This window comes from Brachybacterium halotolerans subsp. kimchii, assembly GCF_020792675.1.
GTDB classification, from domain to species: Bacteria; Actinomycetota; Actinomycetes; order Actinomycetales; family Dermabacteraceae; genus Brachybacterium; species Brachybacterium halotolerans.
This window is the reverse complement of the sequence record NZ_CP086254.1, coordinates 3,007,882-3,028,833: the sequence shown is the minus strand read 5'-3', so window position 1 is coordinate 3,028,833 and position 20,952 is coordinate 3,007,882. Positions and strand designations below refer to the sequence as shown.

Annotated in this window: 22 protein-coding genes; 12 read left to right on the top strand and 10 right to left on the bottom strand. The window is 72.1% G+C overall.

What is annotated here, in order from left to right; genetic code table 11:
• The first annotated feature begins 16 nt into the window (after positions 1-16).
• Positions 17-1,297 (top strand): ROK family transcriptional regulator, encoded by a 1,281-nt coding sequence (locus tag Bra3105_RS13590; RefSeq protein ID WP_228357253.1) that lies wholly within the window; start codon positions 17-19, stop codon positions 1,295-1,297.
• A gap of 11 nt (positions 1,298-1,308) precedes the next feature.
• Here the strand turns inward: Bra3105_RS13590 and Bra3105_RS13585 are convergent, their stop codons facing one another.
• Together Bra3105_RS13585 and Bra3105_RS13580 are read right to left on the bottom strand one after the other, a co-directional pair.
• Positions 1,309-2,079 (bottom strand): glucose 1-dehydrogenase, encoded by a 771-nt coding sequence (locus Bra3105_RS13585; protein ID WP_228357252.1) that lies wholly within the window; start codon positions 2,077-2,079, stop codon positions 1,309-1,311.
• Between the two features lie 85 nt (positions 2,080-2,164).
• Positions 2,165-2,908 carry a helix-turn-helix transcriptional regulator gene (locus tag Bra3105_RS13580; protein WP_228357251.1) on the bottom strand — a complete coding sequence of 248 codons (744 nt, stop codon included), beginning with the start codon at positions 2,906-2,908 and terminating at the stop codon, positions 2,165-2,167.
• Positions 2,909-3,109: 201 nt separating this feature from the next.
• Here Bra3105_RS13580 and Bra3105_RS13575 point away from each other — a divergent pair, with 201 nt between their 5' ends.
• The 8 genes from Bra3105_RS13575 (at position 3,110) to Bra3105_RS13540 (ending at position 11,083) form a co-directional block, all read left to right on the top strand.
• Positions 3,110-4,540: an MFS transporter gene (locus tag Bra3105_RS13575; protein ID WP_228357250.1), complete on the top strand. Its 1,431-nt coding sequence runs from the start codon at positions 3,110-3,112 to the stop codon at positions 4,538-4,540.
• A 1-nt stretch (position 4,541) separates the two neighbouring features.
• Positions 4,542-6,266, top strand: a complete 1,725-nt coding sequence (locus Bra3105_RS13570) for an N-acyl-D-amino-acid deacylase family protein (protein ID WP_228357249.1) — start codon at positions 4,542-4,544, stop codon at positions 6,264-6,266.
• 51 nt (positions 6,267-6,317) lie between these two features.
• Entirely contained in the window at positions 6,318-6,722 is a 405-nt protein-coding gene (locus tag Bra3105_RS13565) for a RidA family protein (protein WP_228357248.1), read from the top strand.
• A 23-nt stretch (positions 6,723-6,745) separates the two neighbouring features.
• On the top strand, positions 6,746-7,741 hold the full coding sequence (locus Bra3105_RS13560) for a sugar kinase (protein WP_228357247.1): 996 nt from the start codon (positions 6,746-6,748) through the stop codon (positions 7,739-7,741).
• Entirely contained in the window at positions 7,738-8,355 is a 618-nt protein-coding gene (locus Bra3105_RS13555) for a bifunctional 4-hydroxy-2-oxoglutarate aldolase/2-dehydro-3-deoxy-phosphogluconate aldolase (RefSeq protein ID WP_228357246.1), read from the top strand. Before Bra3105_RS13560 ends, Bra3105_RS13555 begins: the two co-directional genes overlap by 4 nt.
• A 37-nt stretch (positions 8,356-8,392) precedes the next feature.
• A complete protein-coding gene (locus Bra3105_RS13550) occupies positions 8,393-9,703 on the top strand; it encodes an alanine racemase (protein WP_228357245.1) in 1,311 nt (436 codons plus the stop codon).
• Positions 9,704-9,774: 71 nt separating this feature from the next.
• The gene (locus Bra3105_RS13545) at positions 9,775-10,548 is read left to right on the top strand and encodes a class I SAM-dependent methyltransferase (RefSeq protein WP_228357244.1); all 774 of its coding nucleotides are present in this window, start codon (positions 9,775-9,777) and stop codon (positions 10,546-10,548) included.
• 97 nt (positions 10,549-10,645) lie between these two features.
• Positions 10,646-11,083, top strand: coding sequence for a P-loop NTPase family protein (locus tag Bra3105_RS13540; RefSeq protein WP_228357243.1), 438 nt, complete (start codon positions 10,646-10,648; stop codon positions 11,081-11,083).
• Between the two features lie 153 nt (positions 11,084-11,236).
• Here the strand turns inward: Bra3105_RS13540 and Bra3105_RS13535 are convergent, their stop codons facing one another.
• From Bra3105_RS13535 to Bra3105_RS13515, 5 genes are all read right to left on the bottom strand, one after another.
• Complete coding sequence (locus Bra3105_RS13535) at positions 11,237-12,022, bottom strand: class I SAM-dependent methyltransferase (protein ID WP_228357242.1); 786 nt, start codon at positions 12,020-12,022, stop codon at positions 11,237-11,239.
• Positions 12,019-12,810: an ABC transporter ATP-binding protein gene (locus tag Bra3105_RS13530; protein WP_228357241.1), complete on the bottom strand. Its 792-nt coding sequence runs from the start codon at positions 12,808-12,810 to the stop codon at positions 12,019-12,021. The genes Bra3105_RS13535 and Bra3105_RS13530 overlap by 4 nt, the downstream gene beginning before the upstream one ends.
• Positions 12,807-13,832 (bottom strand): ABC transporter substrate-binding protein, encoded by a 1,026-nt coding sequence (locus tag Bra3105_RS13525; RefSeq protein ID WP_228357240.1) that lies wholly within the window; start codon positions 13,830-13,832, stop codon positions 12,807-12,809. The genes Bra3105_RS13530 and Bra3105_RS13525 overlap by 4 nt, the downstream gene beginning before the upstream one ends.
• A complete protein-coding gene (locus Bra3105_RS13520) occupies positions 13,832-15,028 on the bottom strand; it encodes a FecCD family ABC transporter permease (protein WP_228357239.1) in 1,197 nt (398 codons plus the stop codon). Before Bra3105_RS13520 ends, Bra3105_RS13525 begins: the two co-directional genes overlap by 1 nt.
• Positions 15,029-15,110: 82 nt before the next feature.
• Positions 15,111-15,599 carry an ArsR/SmtB family transcription factor gene (locus tag Bra3105_RS13515; RefSeq protein ID WP_228357238.1) on the bottom strand — a complete coding sequence of 163 codons (489 nt, stop codon included), beginning with the start codon at positions 15,597-15,599 and terminating at the stop codon, positions 15,111-15,113.
• Positions 15,600-15,821: 222 nt separating this feature from the next.
• Between Bra3105_RS13515 and Bra3105_RS13510 the strand changes: the two genes are divergently transcribed.
• On the top strand, positions 15,822-16,502 hold the full coding sequence (locus Bra3105_RS13510; protein WP_228357237.1) for a YitT family protein: 681 nt from the start codon (positions 15,822-15,824) through the stop codon (positions 16,500-16,502).
• Positions 16,503-16,581: 79 nt separating this feature from the next.
• Here the strand turns inward: Bra3105_RS13510 and Bra3105_RS13505 are convergent, their stop codons facing one another.
• Positions 16,582-18,180 (bottom strand): xylulokinase, encoded by a 1,599-nt coding sequence (locus Bra3105_RS13505; RefSeq protein WP_228357236.1) that lies wholly within the window; start codon positions 18,178-18,180, stop codon positions 16,582-16,584.
• 174 nt (positions 18,181-18,354) lie between these two features.
• On the opposite strand from Bra3105_RS13505, the gene Bra3105_RS13500 reads away from it, so the two are divergent.
• Together Bra3105_RS13500 and Bra3105_RS13495 are read left to right on the top strand one after the other, a co-directional pair.
• Positions 18,355-19,029 (top strand): DUF6308 family protein, encoded by a 675-nt coding sequence (locus Bra3105_RS13500; RefSeq protein ID WP_228357235.1) that lies wholly within the window; start codon positions 18,355-18,357, stop codon positions 19,027-19,029.
• A gap of 81 nt (positions 19,030-19,110) precedes the next feature.
• Positions 19,111-20,142 carry a hypothetical protein gene (locus tag Bra3105_RS13495; RefSeq protein ID WP_228357234.1) on the top strand — a complete coding sequence of 344 codons (1,032 nt, stop codon included), beginning with the start codon at positions 19,111-19,113 and terminating at the stop codon, positions 20,140-20,142.
• A 39-nt stretch (positions 20,143-20,181) separates the two neighbouring features.
• Here the strand turns inward: Bra3105_RS13495 and Bra3105_RS13490 are convergent, their stop codons facing one another.
• Both Bra3105_RS13490 and Bra3105_RS13485 read right to left on the bottom strand, forming a co-directional pair.
• A complete protein-coding gene (locus Bra3105_RS13490; RefSeq protein WP_228357233.1) occupies positions 20,182-20,682 on the bottom strand; it encodes a hypothetical protein in 501 nt (166 codons plus the stop codon).
• A 107-nt stretch (positions 20,683-20,789) separates the two neighbouring features.
• On the bottom strand, positions 20,790-20,945 hold the full coding sequence (locus Bra3105_RS13485; protein WP_228359694.1) for a hypothetical protein: 156 nt from the start codon (positions 20,943-20,945) through the stop codon (positions 20,790-20,792).
• Between the last annotated feature and the right edge of the window lie 7 nt (positions 20,946-20,952).

Here is a 20,952-nt window from a genome sequence, read left to right as displayed (position 1 = left end):
GACGTACCATCGGCCCATGGCACTGCAGTACCCGCAGCCGGCGACGGAGCGACCGGGGCGCCGCGGGACGAACCTTCCTCGCGTCGCCGGGTACAACCAGGTCCTGGTCCTCGACCTGATCCGGCGCTCCCCCTGCACCAGTCGCAGCGAACTGGTGCAGCGCACGGGGCTGACACCGCAGACGCTCTCCAACATCTGCCAGCGCCTGGTGACTGCAGGGCTGATCCGAGAGTCCGGGCGCGTGCGCTCCGGGATGGGCGCCCCGCGCATCGTCTACGAGGTCGTTCCCACCGGCCGGTACTCGATCGGACTCCACATCGATCCCGCACGCCTCTCCCTGGTGCTGCTCGACCTCGCCGGCGACGACGTCCATGCGCTGACCGTGCCCACGCCGCAGGCGCCCGGGCCCGAACACGTTCTCGAACTGGTCGACGAACAGGTGCGAGCTCTGCTCGAACAGACAGCGGTCCCGACCGAAGCGGTCGCCGGGCTCGGGGTGGCGACACCCGGCCCGCTCGACATCGAGCACGGGTCGGTCGTCGGCCCTCCCCTGCTGCCGGGCTGGGGGACCGTCGAGCTCCGAGACGAGATCGCGCAGCGCCTACGCCTCCCGGTGGTGGTCGAGAAGGACAGCACCGCCGCGGCGATCGGCGAGATCTGGCGGACACCGCGCGATGCGGAGAATCTGGCCTTCCTCTACCTGGGGAGCGGCGTGTCAGCCGGGATCGTGCTGGACGGACAGCCGCTGCGCGGGTCCGGGAACGCGGCCGGACGCCTCTCCCATCTGGGCAATATCGGACACCTCACCGCGGACCCGGATGGGCCGCCGTGCGAATGCGGGGGCCGCGGCTGCGTGGCGGTCTCCTCTCTCCCGTCACGGATCGTGGGGACCGCGGTGGGCCAGGGCGCCCTGGAGAAGGGGACCGACCTCGACGACGCACGCTCCGTGGAAGCCGCACTGTCCCGACTCGCGGAGCGCTCGGAGCATCGCGGCGACCCCGTGGCACGGAAGATCCTCGAGGACGCCGCGCGCGGCTTCGCTCGGGTCGGCATGCAGCTGGCCAACCTGCTGGACCTGGACAGCATCGTGTTCGGTGGTCCGCAGTGGCCGGCATTCGAGGCGGCCTGCCTGAGGGTCGCTCCGTCCCTGGTGAACGAGCACTACGTGGCGAAGGATGATCACACGGTCGATGTCCGAGGGACGTCGATCGGAGGCCACGTCGGCGCCGTCGGCGCCGCGTCCCTGGCGATGGCGGAGACCATGTTCGACGCTCCGGGCCAGCTGTATCTGGGCTGAGGACCCTCGCGTCACACCACCGTGTATCCCCCATCGACCGTGAGCACGGAGCCGGTCGCGAAGCTCGAGGCGTCGGCGGCGAAGTAGAGCACCGCGGGGGCGATCTCCTCGGGCAGGGCGTAGCGCTGCATGGGCGCATCGTCGATCCAGCGCTGGCGCAGGGCCGGGTCGTCGACCGGCGCCATCTCGGTCTTCACGTAGCCCGGGGCGACGGCGTTGACGCGGATGCCGTGCTCGGCCCACTCCATCGCGAGCGACTTCGTGAGGTGGTGGACGGCGGCCTTGGAGGCGTTGTAGATCGGCTGCAGCTGGGGACGGTTCACGATGTCCCCGGACATCGAGCCGATGTTCACGATCGAGCCGCGACCTGCGGGGATCATCGCGCGGGCCGCGGCGCGGCTCATCTCGAACACGCCGCCCACGTTCGTGTCCAGCACGGTGCGCAGCTCCTGCGCGGTGACCTCGAGCGCGGGGGCGTGGAAGCAGGCGCCGGCGTTGTTGACCAGCACGTCGAGACCGCCGCCGAACTCCACGGAGGCCGCGACGGCCGCCTCGCAGGAGGCGGGGTCCGTGACGTCCAGGGCGATCCCGAGGGTGCGTCGGCCGGTCTCCTCGGCCAGCTCGCGGGCGACCCGCTGCGAGGCGTCGCCGTCGCGGGCGCCGATGACGACGTCGGCCCCGGCCTCGGCGAGACCGCGCGCGAAGGCGAGGCCGAGGCCGCGGTAGCCGCCGGTGACGATCGCCGTGCGACCGGTGAGGTCGAAGGTGGAGAGGATGCTCATCGGGGGATCACCGTCTTCGTCGAGGGGCGCCGTGGGAGACCGCGCTCAGATCGCGGCCCGACGGCACGGACGCTACCGGACCTGTTCAGCCCCGCCGCACCTCGTCCAGGTACCCGTACGTGGTCACCCTCGAAACGCCGAGCCGCGCGGAGACGCGCTCGGCGGCGCGCTTGATGTGGAAGGCACCCCTGCCCTCGAGCAGGCGCAGCACCTCGATGCGGTCCGCCTTGGTCATGGTCGGTGCGGGCTTCCCGACGGCGGCGATGGCCTCGGCGATCATGTCGTCCAGGACGTCGGAGACGTTCGGGACCACGAGCTCGTGGGGCTCGGAGGACGCGTCGTCGGCGGAGGCGGGGAGCAGTGCGGCGAGCGCGTCCATCGCACCCTGCACCGGGGTGAGGTCGCGGTTGATGCACAGCGCGGCGATGATGCGGCCCTCGTGATCGCGGTAGTAGACGGAGGAGCTGATCAGCTCGCGTCCGTCGGCCGTGCGGGCGCGGTACCCGAAGGCGTTGTGGTCGCGGCTCTGGTCGTGCAGCACCTCGGCCCCCAGGTTCGTGGAGGGGCCGCCGACCCGTCTGCCGCTGACCTCGCCGTGGAGGATCGCGTGGATCGAATGCTCGAGGTCGCCCGCCGAGAGGTCGTGCAGGACCACCTCGCAGTGCGGCCCGCCGACGGCGGCGATCGCCTCCATGACCGGCGCGAGAGCGCGATGGGCCTCGTCGATGTCGGCGAAGCGCATGTCCGTCTGCGGGGGTTCGGGCGACGCAGATCCGGTCGCAGGTCCGCTCTCCGCAGCGTCGGTCTGCGCAGCTGAGGTCGTCGTCACGGCACTCTCCGTTCGTCGATGCAGGGACATCATCGCACCCACATGGACAGACATTCTGTAAGCTGCCTAGAATTTCAGTACAGTATCGCGTAGTCTCGCTCCGTATCGGCGCTCGACCAGCCCGATCACCCAGCTCTGCCGCACGGCCCCACCATCCCGAGGTGGGTGCGCGCCCCATCGACAGGCCACGTCAAGGAGGACATGAGCCATGACTTCACGCCCCGCCGCGAGGCGCTCATGAGCGCCGCGACCCCTCAGCGCTCCCCGGAGTCCCGGGCCGCGGACGACCCTGCCGGCTCCCGTCCTACCGCCACCGGGCCCGGGCTCCCGCGCCGCGCGCAGGCGCGCACCATCGCCGGCGGCGCCGTCGGCACCCTGATGGAGTACTTCGACTACTACCTGTACGGCCTCGCGGCCGCGGCCGTGTTCCCGCAGGTGTTCTTCTCGGGCAACGACCCCTTCGTCGCCCAGCTCGAGTCCTTCGCGACCTTCGCCGTCGGCTTCCTGTTCCGACCCCTCGGCGGCGTCGTGTTCGGCTACATCGGCGACCGCATGGGCCGCAAGGTCACGCTGCTGGTCACGGTAATCGGCATGGGCCTGTCCACGGCCGCGATCGGATTCATCCCGCCCGACCACATGATCGGCCTCGCAGCGCCCGTGCTGCTGCTGGTGATGCGGATGCTGCAGGGCCTGTTCGTCGGCGGGGAGATGGGCGGCGCGGCGACGATGGTCGTCGAGCACGCGCCCGTCGGCCGGCGCGGCCTGTTCGGCGCCTTCCTCATCAGCGGGGCCGGGGTCGCGAACGTGCTCTCCGCGGGCATGATGGCGGGCCTGGGCCTGGGGCCGGGCTCGTTCTTCATGACCTGGGGCTGGCGGATCCCGTTCGTCTTCTCCCTGGTCCTCTCGATCTGCGCGGTGCTGCTGCGGCGCCAGCTGCAGGAGTCCGAGGAGTTCACGACCCACACCCAGGAGATCGAGCTGGGCAGGATCCGGCGCCGCTCCCCCATCCTCGAGGTGCTGCGCCACCCCCGGAACACGATCCTGGGCATCCTCATCGGCCTCCCGCAGTCCATCGCGGGCTACGTGGTGCTCACCTACGGGCTCTCGTACATGGTCTCCGGCGGCGTGCCGCCCCAGGTGGGCTTCCTGGGGACGATGATCGTGGGTGTGCTGCAGATCTTCGTCGCCCCCGCCTACGGAGCGCTCTCGGACCGGGTGGGACGGCGCCGCGTCTACATCGCCGGCTGCATCGGCTTCGCCCTTCTGGTCTGGCCGGCGTTCCTGCTGTACGGGACGCACGTGCCCGCGCTCATCTGGCTCGGCATGGTCGTGGGGTTCGTGATCCCCGGCGTGATGATGCAGGGGACGCTCTCGACCCTGCTCACCGAGATGTTCGACGTCGAGGAGCGCACTACCGGCGTGAACGTCGGCTACCAGCTCTCCAACACGCTCGGCGGCGGGCTCGCTCCCTTCATCGCGACCGCGCTCGTGGGCTGGGCGAGCGGCGAGATCTGGCCGGTCATCGTCTACGTCGTCGCCATCTGCCTGATCGGCGCGATCGCCACCGCCGCCGCCTCGATCCGTCCCGATACGGCCGACGCCGGCCGGCTCCGCGCCCTGGAGACGACCTGACATGGGCCGGCTGCTGATCCGCGGAGGGCGCGTCGTCCCCGGCGACGGCGCCGCGCCCGTGCGCGCCGACGTGCTCGTCGACGGCGAGCGCATCGCCGAGGTCTCCGCGTCGGGCACGGGCCGCACGATCACGGCGGAGCTCGGGACGCACGTGATCGAGGCCGACGGCCGCCTCGTCATGCCCGGCTTCGTGGACGCGCACTCCCACGCCGACGCCGCCGTCTTCGACGAGGACGTGCAGCTCGCGCTGCTGCGCCAGGGCATCACCGCCGCGATCGGCGGACAGGACGGCGTCTCCTTCGCCCCGGGCGACGGCACCTACGCCTCGGAGTACTTCGCACCGATCAACGGCGCGCATCCGAGGTATCCGGGTGCGTCGGAGACAGCGACCCGCGGCGGCGATCCGGGACCGACGAGCGGGGCGGGCTCCGCCTCCCCCGGCACCGACGCCCCCGGCACGCACACCCCCGGCACCCGCGTCGCCGACCTGCTGGCGAGCTACGACGGCCGCATCCCCCTGGGCGTGGCCTACCTGGTGCCGGCCGGGACGGTGCGCCACGAGGTGATGGGGTCGACGCAGGATGCACCCACGGACGCACAGCTCGAGCGCATGGTGGCGCTCGTGGCCGAGGGCGTGGCCGACGGGGCCGTGGGCCTGTCCACCGGGCTCGACTACGCGCCGGGCATCTTCGCGGACGCCGCCGAGATGGCTGCGCTGTGCGCGCCGCTCGCGCCGTCGGCCCTGCCGTACGTGACGCACATGCGCGGCGGCTACGAGGACAACGCACAGGTGGGCGTCGAGGAGGCCGGGCGCATCGGCGCCGCCGCCGGCGTGCCCGTGCACATCTCGCACTTCCACACCCCGGCCGACGAGGCCGCGCGGCTCATGGACTGGCTCACCGGCCAGGGCGTCGCAGGGAGCTTCGACGCCTACCCGTACACGCGCGGCTGCTCGATCCTCGCGATGACCATGCTGCCGCCGGAGCTGAACGCGATGCGGGCCGACGACCTCGTGCCGCTGCTGCAGGACCCTGCGCAGCGCGAGCGCCTGCGCCGCGAGTGGTTCCCGCGCGTCGCGAAGAACCCGAGCCTGGGCGAGGACTGGCCCGAGCTGATCACCCTCGCGCACACCTCCGCGCCGGAGCTCGCGTGGGCGCCGGGCCTCACGCTCGCCGAGATCGCCCAGCGCCGCGGCACCGACGCCGTCGACGCCGCCCTGGACGTGCTGGTCGCCTCCCGCCTGGACGCGAACGCGATCATGGCCGCGCACCATCAGCGGCCCGTCGAGGACCTGGGACGGCTGCTCGCACACCCGGCGCACATGGGCGGGTCCGACGGCATCTTCATCGGCGCTCACCCGCATCCCCGCGCCCGCGGGACCTTCGCCTCCTACCTCGCCACCTATGTGCGCGAGCACGGCTTCCTGAACTGGGCGCAGGCCGCGACGCACCTGTCGACCGCGGCCGTGGACCGTTTCCACCTGGGCGATCGCGGCCGCATCCGGCCCGGCGCGATCGCCGATCTGGCCCTCGTCGACCCCGATGGCGTGCGGGACGCGGCAACCTATGTCGCGCCGCTCCAGCTCGCCGAGGGGATCGACGACGTGATCGTCGGCGGCCGCCCCGTCCTCGCGGACGGGCGCCTCGTCGGCGTCACCCCGGGCGGAGGCATCCGCGCCACCGCCCCCGGCGGCCTCGGGGAGATCCCGTCGGCCACCCGTCCCTGACACCATCACTCGTCCCTGACTCCACCACGAGACACCCACCGAAGGAGCACCATGAGCACCGAGAGCACTCAGAAGATCGAGAAGACCGCCATCGTCAGCGAGAGCGCACCGCAGCCCGCGGGCCCCTACAGCCAGGGCATCGTCAGCGGCGATCTGCTGTTCACCGCCGGCTTCGGCCCGCAGGACCGCGCGAACGGCAACGCCGTCGCCGACTCCGTCGCCGAGCAGACCCGCCAGGTGCTGCGGAACGTCCGCTCCGTCCTCACCGAGCACGGCGTGGACATGGACGCCGTCCTGAAGACGACCGTGCACCTCGCGGACCTCGCCGACTTCGCCGAGTTCAACGAGGCCTACGCCGAGTTCTTCACCGAGCCGTACCCCGTGCGCACGACCGTCGGCTCGCAGCTCGCGAACATCCTCGTGGAGATCGACGTCGTCGCCCGCGTGAAGGCCTGAGGACGACGACGGGAGGGCGCGGAATGACGCGCGAAGCCGACACGGCGCACCCGACGCGGGAGGACTCCGGAGGCGGGTCGCGCCCCCTGGACCTGCTCGCGATCGGGGAGACGATGGCGCTGGTGACGCCCGCGCGACCGGAGCCGCTGGAGGACGCCCGCGACTTCCACGTCGGCTCGGGCGGCGCGGAGTCAAACGTCGCCTGCCACCTCGCCGCGGCCGGACGCCGGGTCGAATGGTTCAGCGCTCTGGGCGATGACCCCCTGGGCCGTCGCGTCCGGGTGTTCATCGAGGCCAGCGGCGTCTCCGTCGGGCGGGTGCGCCACGATGCGGGCGCGCCGACGGGCCTGTACGTCAAGGATCCGGGCGCCGGGGTCTCCTACTACCGGCGCGGATCGGCCGCCTCCCGCCTGGGCCCGGAGGATCTCGCCGGGATCGATGCGGCGCAGGCGCGGATCGCGCACCTGACCGGCATCACGCCCGCCCTCTCCGAGAGCTGCCGGGCGCTCGTCGACGCGGCCATCGACCGCGCGCACGAGGCCGACGCCCTGGTGAGCTTCGACGTGAACCATCGGCCGGCGCTGTGGGCGTCGACCGAGGAGGCCGCGCGCACGATCCTCGCGCTGGCGCGCCGGGCCGACATCGTGTTCGTGGGCAGGGACGAGGCCGAGACCCTGTGGCGCGCCCCTACCGCTGACGCCGTGCGGGAGCTGCTGCCCGAGGCGCCGCACCTCATGGTCAAGGACGCCGACGTGGAAGCCGTCGAGTTCTCGGACGACGGCCGCACGGCGGTCCCGACGCCGCGCGTGGAGGTCGTGGAGGCCGTCGGCGCGGGCGATGCCTTCGCCGCCGGCTGGCTCGACGGCCTGCTCGAGGGCGTGTCCGCGCGCTCGCGCCTCGGGCGCGGGCACCAGTGGGCGGCGCGGGCGCTCTCGAGCACCCAGGACATCCCCGAGCACGGCGATCACGCCGATCGTCACGGCTCATCAGCACCCGACATCCAGGAGGCGACCTCGTGAGCACCCCGATCGACAGCAGCGCATGGTTCGACGAGGCCTTCCGGGCGGCGCCCCTGATGGCGATCCTGCGGGGCATGGGGACCGAGCGCAGTCTCGAACTGGCCGCTACAGCCTGGGACCTGGGCATCGACATGGTCGAGGTCCCGATCCAGGGCTCGGCCGACGAGGAGGCCCTCGCCGCCGTGGCCCGCGCCGGGCGCGAACGAGGGAAGGCCGTGGGCGCCGGGACCGTCGTCGACGCGGAGACCGTGCAGGCCGCGTCGCGGGCAGGAGCGGTCTTCACGGTGAGCCCGGGACTGGACCTCGACGTGGTCCGCGCGAGCGAGGCCGAGGGCATGCCCTCGCTGCCGGGCGTCGCCACCGCGTCCGAGGTGCAGATCGCCCAGAAGCACGGCCTGACCTGGCTGAAGGCGTTCCCCGCCTCCGTGCTGGGCACCAAGTGGTTCACGGCGATGCGCGGCCCGTTCCCCCAGGTGCGCTTCGTCGCGACCGGCGGCATGCACGCGAGGAACGCCCCGGACGTGCTCGCCGCGGGAGCGCGCGTCGTGGCCGTCGGCAGCGCCCTGGCCGACGCGGACGAGCTCCCCCGGCTCGCACGGATCATCGAGAACTGACCGACCGACCACCACGAGACCGAGGACGATGGAGACCATGACGACGCAGCCCACTCCCCCGACCACGCGCACCGTCACCGCTGACGACAAGTCCTTCCCCGCGGCGCTCGTCGGCCGCGACGTCGCCGACCTCGACGCGCCGCTCGCGGAGTTCTCGACGCCGCTGTTCGTCCTGGACCGCGAGGCGATGGACCACAACCTCGCCACGATGGCCGCATGGACGCGCGAGCGCGGGCTCGAGCTGATGCCGCACGGCAAGACCACGATGGCGCCCACGCTCTGGCACCGCCAGCTCGCCGCGGGCGCCACCGGGATCACGGTCGCCACGCCCTGGCAGGCGGGCGTGGCCCTGCGCGCCGGGATCCCCACGGTGCAGATCGCGAACATGAGCCTGGACCCGGGGCAGCTGCGGCAGCTCGCGGCGCACCTCTCCGACCATCCGGAGCAGGAGGTCGTGTGCTGGGCGGACTCGTTCGCGGCGGTCGAGCTCATGGAGCGATCGCTCCCGGCCGACGCCCGGATCGGGGTGCTCGTCGAGCTCGGGGCCGACGGTGGGCGCACAGGCGCGCGCCACGAGGACGAGGCGGTCGCGATCGCCGAGCGCATCGCGGCCTCGCCCGTGCTCACCATGCGCGGCGTAGCTGGCTACGAGGGCGCGCTCGCGCATGACCGCTCCCCGGAGTCGCTCGCGACGGTCGGCGCGTACTGCCGTCGCCTCGCCGCGCTCGTCGAGCAGGTGCGGCCGCTGGTCGAGGGCACCCCGTGGGCGACCGCGGGCGGCAGCGCCTACTTCGACCTCGTGGCCGAGGCGTTCGCGGGCCTCCAGGACGTGCGGGCGATCCTGCGCTCAGGCGCGTACATCGTGCATGACAGCGGCTTCTACCGCGGCATCTCCCCGCTGGACGCGACCCGCGGCGTCACCGCGGAGGAAGCGCTGCGTCCCGCCATGCGCGCCTATGCGCGCGTGGTGTCCCAGCCCGAGCCAGGGCTGGCCCTGCTGGACGCCGGGAAACGCGACGTGCCCTTCGACGAGGGCCTGCCGACGGTCCTCGCGGTGGCCGACGAGCTCGGCGGCCCGGAGCGGGCGGTCAAGCCGGGTGCCCTCGAGGTGACGGCGCTGAACGACCAGCACACGTTCGTGCGGTGGGACGCCGCGGGCGCGGCGGGTGCTGACGGAACGGAGGGTGCTGACGGCGCGGAGGAGGCCGAGGGCACGGCTCTCCTCGCCGTCGGGCAGGTCGTGACGCTGGGCCTCTCGCACCCGTGCACGGCCTTCGACAAGTGGCGACTGGTGCCGGTGGTCGACGGGAAGGGCGTCGTCGTGGAGGCGATCGAGACGCGGTTCTGAGCCCGAGCGGTCGCGAGGCCCGCGAGTCCATCCGCCCGGGGTGCCGCCACGGAGTCTGCGATCATCGCGGCATGAATCCATGGACGGACCGCGGCGACGCCTACGCGCGGTCCTTCGGATCCCTGTGCGCAGGCGCCGTCGACCACCTGCTCGACGCGACCGGGTCCGGAACCCTCCTCGACGCGGGCTGCGGGACCGGCACCCTCGGCATGCGGGCCGAGTCGCGCGGGCGCAGCGTCACGGCGGTCGACTCCGAAGCGAGCATGGTCGACCTGGCCCGGTCACGCCTGCACGGGCCGGTCCTCCGGGCCTCGCTCCCCCACCTGCCCTTCCCCGATGCCTCGTTCGATGCCGTGGCGGCGAACTTCGTCATCAACCACGTCGGCCGCCCCGCGGAGTCCGTGGCAGAGCTGGCCCGCGTCACCCGCTCGAGCGGCCGGGTCGCCATGACCGTCTGGCCCGCGCCGGAACCCGGCGGGTGGCAGGGGTTCATCGGTGAGATCTTCGAGGCCGCCGGGGTCGTGCCGATACCGCGACAGGACCTGGATCCCGCGCTCGACTTCGAACGGACCTCCGCGGGACTCGAGGGACTGGCCCGGGGCGCCGGTCTCGAGATCGTCTCGGCTTCGGACCTCCGGTGGACCTGGTCGGTCAGCCCGGACGACCTCTGGGCCGGCATCGAGGGCGGAATCGCAGGTGCCGGAGCGACCTATCAGGCGCAGTCCGACCGCATCCGCCGCGCCGCGTCCGACATCTTCGAGGATCGGTGCAACCAGGCCGTCGACCCTCTCGGCCGCCTCAACTTCCCGGTTCGAGCCGCATGCGTCGTCGCCGCGAGGCGCTGAAGCGAGGTCCAGCGACCGTGGCTCCGCGAATACTCGTCGGCGGCGCGTCCCCGCCTATCCGCCTCAGGCGGCAGCACCCGCCCTCCATGATGGAGCGATGCGACACTGCCGACTCCACATCATGGGCGCCTCCGGGTCCGGGGCGACGACTCTGGGGCGCGCGATCGCGAACGCGTGGTCGGTCCCCCATGCCGACAGCGACGACTACTTCTGGGTTCCCACATCGCCCCCGTACACCACCCCACGGCCGGTCCCCGAGCGGATCGGGCTCATGCGCACAATGTTCGTCCCCCGCGACGCATGGGTCCTCTCCGGGGCCATCAATAGCTGGGCGGGCGCGGTCCTCGAGGAGTGCGATGCGGTGGTGTTCCTGACCCTGGATCCGAAGGAGCGGATGCGACGACTGGCCGCACGCGAGGCGCTGCGTCGAGGAGGCGACATCGATGACCAGGCCACGGCGGAGTTCATGCAGTGGGCCCGCGGATACGACGACCCCGGGTTCGCGGGGCGCAGTCGGCGGGCCCACGAGGACTGACTGGCCTCGATCCCCCAGCCCGTGCTGCGTCTGGACAGCGGGCGCCCCGTCGCGGAGCTGCAGGACGAGGTCCTGGCCTGGGAGCCGGCGCTGGGCGGGTGAGGTCCCCGCGGGTGTCCTCGTGAAGACGAGCACGGAGGGCGAGGTGCCTGTCTACGCCCGCACGGCTCGGTACAGGACCTGCAGCTGAGGGTGGTGCCCGGGAGCGACGCCCTGACGTCGGTCCAGCTCCAGCACTTCGTGCAGCGGCGTCGCCGTCACGTGCGCGAAGCCGCCGGCCTCCAGAGCCGCCCGCACCTCGTCGTCCCTGCCCGCGGCCAGGGGGAGCTCGCTGATCACGCCCGCACCGTAAGCGTCCCGGAAGTCCTCGCCGCGCGCCCCCTCGAGGCCCTCGCCCAGCTCGCCGCCCTCGGGGAACCAGGCGGAGTCCACGGCGGCGAGGATCCCGCCGGGTCGCAGCAGACGGTGCCATGCGGCGACGGCGCGCTGCGCGTCCCGCAGGGTCCACAGCACGTAGCGGCAGATGATCGCGTCGAAGGCGCCCTCAGCGAAGGGCGGGTCGATCGCATCGCCGGGCAGGAAACGCACAGCGGACGCCTTCGCGCGTGCGCGCTCGAGCATGCCGGGGGCGAGGTCGATGCCGGTCACCCGGTGTCCCAGCTCGGCCACCTGGAGCGCGGCGTTCCCGCTGCCCGTTCCCACATCGAGCACGTCGAGCACGTCACGCTGCCGCGACGCGGCCGGGGCGCCGTGCGACCGGCCCGTCCCCTCAGGGCCCGCCGGGGCCGGGGCGTCCTCCGGATCGGGCGCGAGCGCGCGCTCCCACACGTCGCGCCAAGTGCGTCGGGCATCCGCCGAACGCAGGCGCGCGGTCTGCTGGTCGTCGTACTCGTCTGCCCATCGCGACCAGTACGCCGTCATCCGGTCCTGGACGCTCATACGGTGCTCCGGTGGTGGAAGAGGAACTGGGCGGTGCCGTCGTCGGCCCGGCGCTCCTCCGCGCCGACGCCGTAGACGTCCTGCAACTGCGGAGCACGCAGCGCCTCGGCCGGCGGGCCCTCGGCGAGCAGGCGGCCGTCATGGAGCACGGCGACCCGGTCGCAGTAGCGGGCCGCGAGGTTCAGATCATGCAGGACGACGATCGTCGCCAGCCCCAGCTGCCGCACGATGTGCAGCACCTCGTGCTGGTAGCCGACGTCCAGGTGGTTGGTGGGCTCGTCGAGCAGGAGCACCTCCGGCTGCTGGGTGAGCGCCCGGGCGATGAGCACGCGCTGGCGCTCTCCTCCCGAAAGGGTTGCCATGTCCCGGCTCGCGAGCGCGAGCGCGCCCACCTGCTCGAGGGCGCGCCGGGCGATCTCCCGATCGTGGCCGGGCCGATGGCGCAGCCCCCGGTGGGGCGCGCGCCCCAGGAGCACGACGTCGGCGACGGTCATCGGCAGCTCGCCGCCGCTCTCCTGCACGACCACCGCGAGGCGGCGCGCCCGCTCCCGTCCGCTGAAGGACCGCACCGGCCTGCCGTGCAGCAGCACCTCGCCCCCGACCGGGCGCAGGGCGGCGGTGAGCACGCGCAGCAGCGTCGTCTTCCCGCTGCCGTTGGGGCCGACGAGGCCCACCACCTCGCCGCGCCGCACCGCCAGGTCCACCCCGTCCAGCACGGGCGTGTCGGCGAACGAGTGGCGGATGCCGTGCGCATTCAGCACGGCCGGGGACTCGGGATCCGGGCTCATGCGTGGAGCTCCGAGAGCCAGTGCGCGAGCTGCTCGGCGCCGTCGACCACGAGCGGCGAGGCGGGCTCGGTGACGTTGAAGAGCTGGGCGCGCACGCGCCCGCCCTGCACGGCGGAGAGGTCGGAGATCCCTGCGGTGCGCTCCAGCTCCGCGAGCACGTCGGACCCATCGCCCTCGTCCTGGTGGAGGACGATCAGGTGATCGGGGTCGGCGTCGATCAGGGCCTCGCTGCTGACCTCGAACACGCGCTCGGACGAGGACGCGAAGACATTGTCGAGGCCCACGGCATCCAACTGGGGCGTGGCCATGGACGCCGCCCCGTAGGTGTACAGGGGCCCGCCGCCCACCGTCGGGTAGAGGACCGCGCCCGTCATCCGCTTCCGGGACGAGGCACCCTCGCGCACGGCGTCCAGGCGGTCGTCCAGTGCGGAGACGAGCTGGCCGGCGGCCTGCTGCCGATCGAAGATCCGGCCGTACTGCCGCACCTCGTCGAACAGGTCGTCCCAGTCGGCGGCGCCGGCGCCGTCGCAGTACACGTTCTGGACGAGCACCTGCGCGCCGGCCGACGAGAGGCCCTCGCGGGTCACACCGTCGGGAAGACCGAGCACGAGGTCCGGCGACTGGGCGATCACCACCTCCTGGTTGATCTGGAGGTGGCCCGCGCCGTTGATGTCATCGGAGAGGACGTCGATGGCGGCGACCCTGTCGGCGAGATCCCCGAAGTGCTCGGCCCGGTAGTAGGCCGGGGAGAAGACGCCGGCCTTGGCCACCACGGTGTCCAGCACGCCGATGCCGTCGAGGATCGTGACCGGTGCAGTCTCGAGCAGCACCACGCGCTCGGGGGCGGCGTCGAAGGTGAGGGTCGCCTCGCAGTCAGTGATCTCGAGCGGGTACCGGGTCGTGCCCTGGCCGTCGGACGGCCCGGCGACGGACGACGTCGAGCCGTCGTCGCAGCCCGAGAGCGCGGCGGCGCCGAGCGCTCCGAGCACGAGCGGGGCGAGCAGGGCGGTGCGGCGATCCATCAGAGGCCTCTCGTGTGCAGGCGGCGCACGAGCACCACCAGGAAGGGGGCGCCCACCAGGGCGGTGAGGACGCCGATGGGGAGCTCGCGCGGGGCGAGCGCAATCCGGGCGATCGCGTCGGCCCAGATCAGGAAGAGCGCGCCGAGCAGGGCGGCGACGGGCTGCATGCGGCGGTGGACGCCGCCCACCAGGCGTCGTGCGATGTGCGGGATGACCAGGCCCACGAAGCCGATCGCCCCCGCGGAGCTCACCGCCGCACCGGTGCACAGGGAGACCACGACGAGGAGCCCTACACGGGCGCGATCGGGGTGGATGCCCAGCGACCAGGCGGTCTCGTCGCCCGCGGCGAGCGCGTCGAGGACCGGCCCGAGCACGGTGAGCGCGAACGTGCCCAGCAGCCCCGCGGCCAGGACCAGCGCCAGGAAGACGTCCCAGTGCCCCAGCGCGAGCGATCCGAGCATCCAGAACATCACCGACCGCGACCCCTCCGCGGAGTCGGAGGTGAAGATCAGCAGGTTCGTCACCGCCGAGAGCACGTAGCCGACGGCGATGCCGGCCAGCAGCATCCGCAGCGAGGTCACCGCCCCGTGGGCGCGGGCCAGGACGAGCACCGCGAGCGCGGCGAGCATGGCCCCGGCGAAGGCGAGCACGGGCTGGGCGGCCGCTCCGAGCATCCCTCCCGCCCCGAACAGGATCGCAGCCGCGGCCCCCGCCGAGGCCCCGCCGGAGATGCCGAGCACGTAGGGATCGGCCAGCATGTTGCGCACCATGGCCTGCAACGCCGCCCCGGACACGGCGAGGCAGGCGCCGACGCCCACGCCCAGCACGACGCGCGGGGCCCGCACCGCCCAGATGATCGAGTCCTGCGCGGCGGTGGCGTGCGCGTCGACGGGAAGACCGAGGTGTGCGAGCACGATCCGCGCGGCGCGCAGGGGCGGGATGGCGACGGGGCCGATGCCGAGGCAGACCACGACGCTGAGCAGCAAGGCCGCGGCGAGCGCGACGGTCCACAGGATCGCCCGACCCTCGCGGCGGGCGAGGCCGAGGGGGTCGTGGGCGGGGGTCGCGGGGTGGCCGGAGGGATCGGAGGGGTCGGAGGCGGCGGACTCCTCGAAGATCCCGAGGTCCGACGGGCCGACGGCCTCTGCTGTACGCGCTTGCGCCGACGCGGAGTGCGGCGCCTCGATGCGAGTCATGGTTGCAGATCCTTGCAAGTATCGGCGCGAGGGTCGAGCAGTTGCCGTCTGGTGGCATGGGCCGCCCCGTCGCCAGGAGCGATCAGGAGCTGTGCTCGACCCCGGGCAGGTGGTCGGACCCGAGCTCGTGGAGGATGCGATGGCCCAGAGGATCCGCGAGGTGGTAGCGCACCTCGCGGCCGTGCTGCTCCGTGCGCACCCACCCGGCAGTGCGCAGGAGCGTGAGGGCATGGGAGGTCGTGGAGTCCAGCGCTCCCGTCACCCGCGCGACGTCGGAGCTGCGGATCCCGGGGTGGGCGTGGACGGCGAAGAGGATCCGCAGTCTGCGGGGATCGGCCAGGACCGAGAGCCGGCGGGCGAGCTCGTCGAGGTCCTGACCGCCCTCCAGCAGCTCGGCGGTCGCGCGGACCGCATGCTCGCCCTCGAGCGCCGCGGGTCCGACGCTCACGTGCTCATGCCCCTCGGCGTGTTGGTGCGCCTCGGCGTGATGGTGCGCGGCGGCGTGCGCGTGCTCGTGTCCCTCGGTGTGCGCGTGCTGGTGCGCGGCGTCAGCACTCGAGTTCTCGACCATGGCTCTATGATCCCCCGGATGCGGGACGGGTGCGTCGGCTGCGTGCGCGACGGCGGCCGAGTGGCGGGCGCGGGCGGCACAGGACGGGCCTCGGCGGCACGGGGACAGGCGTCGGCGGCACAGGGACAGACGTCGCGGCCATGGGTCGACCGGTTCCGGGCGACCGTACGGCCGGACCACAGAAGCGCCGAGCGCCGATCGCGCGCCGCCTAAGGTGACGCCATGCCCCGCACCACCGACTCCTCAGGATCCGCGGCGAACGACGGCTCCTCCCCCGAGCAGGCCCCCGTCGGACCTCCGCCGATCGACGTCGTCATCCCCCATCGGCCGACGGAGGACGTGCTCGGCGTCATCACCGGCACGTTCCTCGCTTCGCTCGGCCTCTACCTGCTGCAGTGCGCGGGCGCCGTCACGGGCGGCACGGCGGGGCTCGCGCTGCTGCTGACCCACGCCCTGCCGGTCCCGTTCGCGGTGCTGTTCGCGGTCGTGAACCTGCCGTTCTTCGTGCTCGCGCTGTGGAAGAAGGGCGTGTCCTTCACCGTGCGCACGATCGTGTGCGTCGCGCTGATCTCCCTGTTCAGCCTCCTGCACCCGCGCTTACTCGCGCTCGGCCAGGTGCCGCTGCTGTATGCGGTGATCGGCGGGAACCTGCTGGTGGGCGTCGGCCTGCTCATCATCTTCCGGCACCGCGCCAGCCTGGGCGGCTTCAACATCCTCGCGCTGATCCTGCAGGAGCGCGCGGGACTGCGCGCCGGCTACGTGCAGATGGCCATGGACGTCACCGTGATCCTGCTGTCCCTTCTCGTGCTCGACGTGCCGCGAGTGCTGCTCTCCGCCGTCGGCGGGATGATCCTGAACGTGGTGCTCGCGCTGAACCATCGGCCGGAGCGGTATCGGGCGTGAGGTGGGAGGGGGCGGCCGGATGGAACCCTGATCTCCGGCTCAAGACCGATAGAAGTGGATGCACCCACGCGGTGGGTGGCTACCGGTGCATCGCGCCGATCGTCGCCGCCGCCTCGTAGAGCGCCCGGTGGGCCGGGCGCAGCTCGGCATACGCGCCGGCGGCTGAGGGATCCGGGAGGGTCACCTCTCCCTCGTGCTGCGCGAGCGGGGTGATGCCGTGGTCGAAGCCCAGAGCCTCGGCAGCCGCGATCGCGGCGCCGATCAGCGTCGCCTCAATCTGCACGTCGCCGTTCGCCGGCGAGTCGGCACCGTGCGGGAGGCGGATCGGGCGCCCGGTGACGTCGGCGAGGATCCGCCGCCAGGGCGCTGACGCCGCTCCCCCGCCGACGACGGTGAGCTCCGCGGGATGGGTCTTCGGAGCGGGGCCGTCCTCAGCGGCCGACGCGCTCACGACCTCCGCGGGCTCGACACGCCCGTCTAAGGTCGCCTCGGCATTCCCCTCATCCCCACGCTCGAGGGCGTGCGAGAGCGCGAAGGCGACGCCCTCGAGGGTCGCCGCATACAGGTCGATCGGGCGCGTCGAGGCCTCCAGACCCAGGACGGCTCCGCGCAGCGCGTCGTCCCGCACCGGGTATCGCTCGCCGCCGAGCGACGGCAGGACCAGCAGTCCCGTCGGCCCTCGTCCGTACTGGCGCTCGCGCGCCGCGAGAAGCACATCGGCCTCGTCGGGTCCGGGTCGGTGCAGGAAGGTCTCGCGCACCCAGGCGGCGGCCGCGCCGGCGGAAAGGACGGCGGAGATGCGCAGCTCGTGGTCGCCGAGCGCGAGGCGATGGGACGCGTCCGCCGAGTGCGGGGACGAGTCGCCCGTTGCGCGGATGCTCGCGATCCAGCCGCTGGTGCCGAGCGAGGCGTGGTCGCGTCCAGGGGATGTGCCCGTGACACCGAGGGCGGCCGCTCCGGCATCGCCCGGGGCGAGGACGATCGGCACGCCCTCGTCGAGGCCGAGCAGCTCGCGTGCGCTCGCCCCGGAGCGGCCCACGACCTGGCCGAGACCGTTCGTGAGGCGCGGCAGAAGTGCCTCGTCGATGCCCGCCGCCCGGGCGACCGCGCGAGACCACTCCCGGGTGCGGGCATCGAGCAGGCCCGTCGTCGACGCAGTGGTCGGGTCGCACCACCGTCCGGCGCCGAGCCGATGCGCGAGGTGGCCGGCGGGGCCGAAGGTGAGGGCCTCGGCGCGTCCGACGGCGTCCGGCTCAGTCCGGGCGAGTCGGCGGAACATCGCCGCGCAGCTGGTCGCATCCTGCAGGTTCCCGCACAGAGTGTCCCAGTCGATGCCCTCGCGGGCGAGGGTTTCGCGGATCTCCCGAGCCTGGGCGGCGGCACGCTGGTCGGTGTAGAGGATCGCCGGGCGCAGCGCGCCGTCCTCGCCTTCGAGGATCAAGTCCTGCATCTGGCCGGTGAGGCACAGCGCGGCGACGTCGTCAGCTCGGGGCAGCACCTGCGCGATCGCCGTGCGCGCGGCACGGATCCAGTCCTCGGGATCCTGCTCGGAGCCGCCGTCGGGCGTCGAGGCGGTGGGGTACGAGGCGCTCGCAGTGGCGAGGGGCCGGCCCTCGAGGTCGATCAGCGCGGCCTTCGCCGAGGAGGTGCCGAGGTCGAGGCAGAGCAGGCCGATCATTTGGTCAGGGTATGCGGGACCGAGGACAGACGACGAGGCTCGGTTCCGAGCTTTCCAGGAGTCGCAAACCGGATCGCGGCTCGCAGCTGCCGCGCACCCGCTACGCTCTTCGTATTCGGCTGCTGATCCGGCGCAGTGGGGCGCTCACCAGGACGAACGGACAAGGAGTCTCGAATGCCCGCAATGATCCCCGACAAGTTCCAGCGATTCCGCAAGCGCATCCTCGAGGGCGCCGACGACGCGCGGTTCGTCCAGCACCTCAGCGATTACGCCCAGGGCGGCCGCTTCACGGGGGCCTACTTCCAGGAGCTGACGCTCGAGGACCCCACGGATCCTGACGAGATCGACATCGCCGACATCGCTGCGCTGTCCCTGCTCGAAGTGAAGGCGACTCCGAAAGCTGCGGGGTACTTGCTGAAGGATGAGGACTTCCGCAAGGCGTTCCGCGAGTGCATGTCGGCGTGGCCGGATCGGGACTTGGCCGACCTCTCCCCCGACGAGGCAGCGAAACTGGAGAGCGACGAGGGCTTGAACCCCGCCTGGCGCCTGGTCAAGGCAGCGGACGACTTCGGTCCGACGCGGACGGCCAAGCTCCTCGCGCGCAAGCGGCCCCGGCTGATCCCGATCTGGGATTCGTTCGTCGAGGAAGAGCTCGGGTTCGCCAATTCCAACCACTACTGGACGGCCTTCCATGCCGCATTGACGGAGGACGATCGCGCCCTGCACACGAAGCTCGAAGAGCTCGCCGACGACGCCGGCGTGCGCGATCGGTACTCCCACGTGCGCGTGCTCGACATCGTGGTGTGGATGGAAAGGCGAAATTCGGGGCCTTCTGTCCGCCCGCGCTGACACGCCCTTCCGCACGTCCGGCAGGTTCAGCTGCAGGGCGCGACAGGCTCGTATGTCGGTATCGTGCCCGAACATGACTCCATGACGACGTCGAGTGAGCGGGCGACCGAGCTATGCAGCCGGATTGACGAGGCGCTTCCGGCGGAGTGCTCCACCCAGCCGATGACGACGGTGCCTGCTGCGCTGCAACACGCTCTGCTCGTGCTCGAAGAGGCGGTCCACGGAGAATCCGCGATTCCGGCACTCCCTGCAAGCACACTGCTCCTGACCCGCATGCGTGCTGTCGTCGACGTGTCGATGCCCGTGGCTCCCGATGTCCTCGACTTCTACCGCCGGTGCATGCGCGTGCTCCACGACGCACATGAAGTGGGTGCGATCGAGACGGACGAGCTTGCCGCCCTGCTCCTGGAGCTCGAGCTCACCGAGGAGAGAGCGACCGGCCTGTGCCCCTCTCTGCAGTGGTCTATTCCATCGGATGCACTCGCGAGAGCGCTCGCGGCTCGCCTGACCGCACTGGCCGAGAAAGCATTCGAAGAACTCATGAACTACTCGGACGTCGCCGTCGAGGTGGACGGTGCGCTCACCCGGCGCTGGCATCGTGTGCACCGCATGCGCGCGGAGCTCGCGTTCGCCCGGCAGGACCTTGAGGAGCTGGGACGGGTGCTCTCGCGGTGGGGCGGAGCCCCGTACGGCGAGTTCATGTATCGGGCCGCCTGGCACAGTCCTCCGGCTGACCTTCTTCCGGTCGCGTTGAGTGCGGCACGGGCCGGTCAGATCACGCACGTGCCATGGTCGGCGCAGGTGCGCACCTCCGAGTCCGTTCTCAGCGCTGATGAAGCAAGACCGCACACCCCCGGAATGCGACACGGAGTTCCCATTGCTTCTGATCGCCCATCACCGTTGCGACATGCATCGCTCCATCTGCTGATCAGAGCCCTGGATCAGGCTGGTCAACGGCAGGCGGCCCGCAACGCACTCCAAGAGCAGTTCCGGCGATGCCCTGCCCCGGAGGCCGTACCCGCGCTGCACACCTGGTGGAAGCGCCTCGAGATCGAGGAGGATGCCGTCGGGTGGGCCAGATCCGTCATGCTCACTGGTCCGTGCAGCACATGAACGACCACTGCAGCGTCAGGTCTTCCTGCGCCACCGTCCTCAGTCCCCTCGGCCCCTCGGGCCCTCCCCCGACTGCGCGGCGTCCGCGTCCTCCTGCTGTTCGACGATGAAGGCCTCGAGGATCTCCGAGCGCAGCGCGGCGATGCGCTTCTTCAGTGCGCGGCGCTCCTTGCGCGTCGCGCCGGGCGCGCTGACCAGCCGGGCAGCGCGCTCGCACTGCTCAAGCTGCTTCGACCAGGTCGCGGCGCGCGTCGCCTCGCGCTCGTCATCGGCCGAGCCGACGAGGTAGTCGACCTGCTCACGCAGGACCTTGACCGTCTCGAGCATGTCGGCGGAGGAGTCCCCGGAGTGCTTGAGCAGGCGGTCGAACTGCTGCTGGGCCCTCTTGGCCAGGTCCGGGTTCTCCAACAGCTTCTTCAGCGCATCGATCGCCAAGGGAGCGACCATGACCGCAATGCCGACGGCCTTGCCGCTTCCGGCGGACTTCGCGCGCGGCGGGGTCTTCGCGGTCTGCACGCGGGGCGAGGTCTTCCCTGCCATGACTCTCCTTTCGTCGTGAGTTCACGCTACGGCACGGGCAGTTGTCGTGGCGCACGGTCGAGCGCGTCCTTGAGCAGCGCACCGGTCGCGCTGAGGACCGGCGACTCCTACGAATCGTCACCTCCGCGCACCTTGATCATCACCATGACCCACCCCTCAATCCGGCGGTCGCACTCCTGCACACCCGCCCCGGCGTGCTTCCAAGCATCCTGCTCGGCGTCCGCCACAACCACCTCGAGCGAGGTGCCGGTCAGCTGTGCCACAGCGCCG

What these genes read in the sequence shown, in the direction of transcription:
- Bra3105_RS13490 (WP_228357233.1), bottom strand. Translation starts at nt 20,682, where the DNA reads ATGGCAGGGAAGACCTCGCCCCGCGTGCAGACCGCGAAGACCCCGCCG.
- Bra3105_RS13530 (WP_228357241.1), bottom strand. Translation starts at nt 12,810, where the DNA reads ATGAGCCCGGATCCCGAGTCCCCGGCCGTGCTGAATGCGCACGGCATC.
- Bra3105_RS13510 (WP_228357237.1), top strand. Translation starts at nt 15,822, where the DNA reads ATGCCCCGCACCACCGACTCCTCAGGATCCGCGGCGAACGACGGCTCC.
- Bra3105_RS13545 (WP_228357244.1), top strand. Translation starts at nt 9,775, where the DNA reads ATGAATCCATGGACGGACCGCGGCGACGCCTACGCGCGGTCCTTCGGA.
- Bra3105_RS13535 (WP_228357242.1), bottom strand. Translation starts at nt 12,022, where the DNA reads ATGAGCGTCCAGGACCGGATGACGGCGTACTGGTCGCGATGGGCAGAC.
- Bra3105_RS13515 (WP_228357238.1), bottom strand. Translation starts at nt 15,599, where the DNA reads ATGGTCGAGAACTCGAGTGCTGACGCCGCGCACCAGCACGCGCACACC.
- Bra3105_RS13585 (WP_228357252.1), bottom strand. Translation starts at nt 2,079, where the DNA reads ATGAGCATCCTCTCCACCTTCGACCTCACCGGTCGCACGGCGATCGTC.
- Bra3105_RS13525 (WP_228357240.1), bottom strand. Translation starts at nt 13,832, where the DNA reads ATGGATCGCCGCACCGCCCTGCTCGCCCCGCTCGTGCTCGGAGCGCTC.
- Bra3105_RS13560 (WP_228357247.1), top strand. Translation starts at nt 6,746, where the DNA reads ATGACGCGCGAAGCCGACACGGCGCACCCGACGCGGGAGGACTCCGGA.
- Bra3105_RS13500 (WP_228357235.1), top strand. Translation starts at nt 18,355, where the DNA reads ATGCCCGCAATGATCCCCGACAAGTTCCAGCGATTCCGCAAGCGCATC.
- Bra3105_RS13550 (WP_228357245.1), top strand. Translation starts at nt 8,393, where the DNA reads ATGACGACGCAGCCCACTCCCCCGACCACGCGCACCGTCACCGCTGAC.
- Bra3105_RS13575 (WP_228357250.1), top strand. Translation starts at nt 3,110, where the DNA reads ATGAGCCATGACTTCACGCCCCGCCGCGAGGCGCTCATGAGCGCCGCG.
- Bra3105_RS13495 (WP_228357234.1), top strand. Translation starts at nt 19,111, where the DNA reads ATGACGACGTCGAGTGAGCGGGCGACCGAGCTATGCAGCCGGATTGAC.
- Bra3105_RS13505 (WP_228357236.1), bottom strand. Translation starts at nt 18,180, where the DNA reads ATGATCGGCCTGCTCTGCCTCGACCTCGGCACCTCCTCGGCGAAGGCC.
- Bra3105_RS13540 (WP_228357243.1), top strand. Translation starts at nt 10,646, where the DNA reads ATGCGACACTGCCGACTCCACATCATGGGCGCCTCCGGGTCCGGGGCG.
- Bra3105_RS13565 (WP_228357248.1), top strand. Translation starts at nt 6,318, where the DNA reads ATGAGCACCGAGAGCACTCAGAAGATCGAGAAGACCGCCATCGTCAGC.
- Bra3105_RS13570 (WP_228357249.1), top strand. Translation starts at nt 4,542, where the DNA reads ATGGGCCGGCTGCTGATCCGCGGAGGGCGCGTCGTCCCCGGCGACGGC.
- Bra3105_RS13520 (WP_228357239.1), bottom strand. Translation starts at nt 15,028, where the DNA reads ATGACTCGCATCGAGGCGCCGCACTCCGCGTCGGCGCAAGCGCGTACA.
- Bra3105_RS13590 (WP_228357253.1), top strand. Translation starts at nt 17, where the DNA reads ATGGCACTGCAGTACCCGCAGCCGGCGACGGAGCGACCGGGGCGCCGC.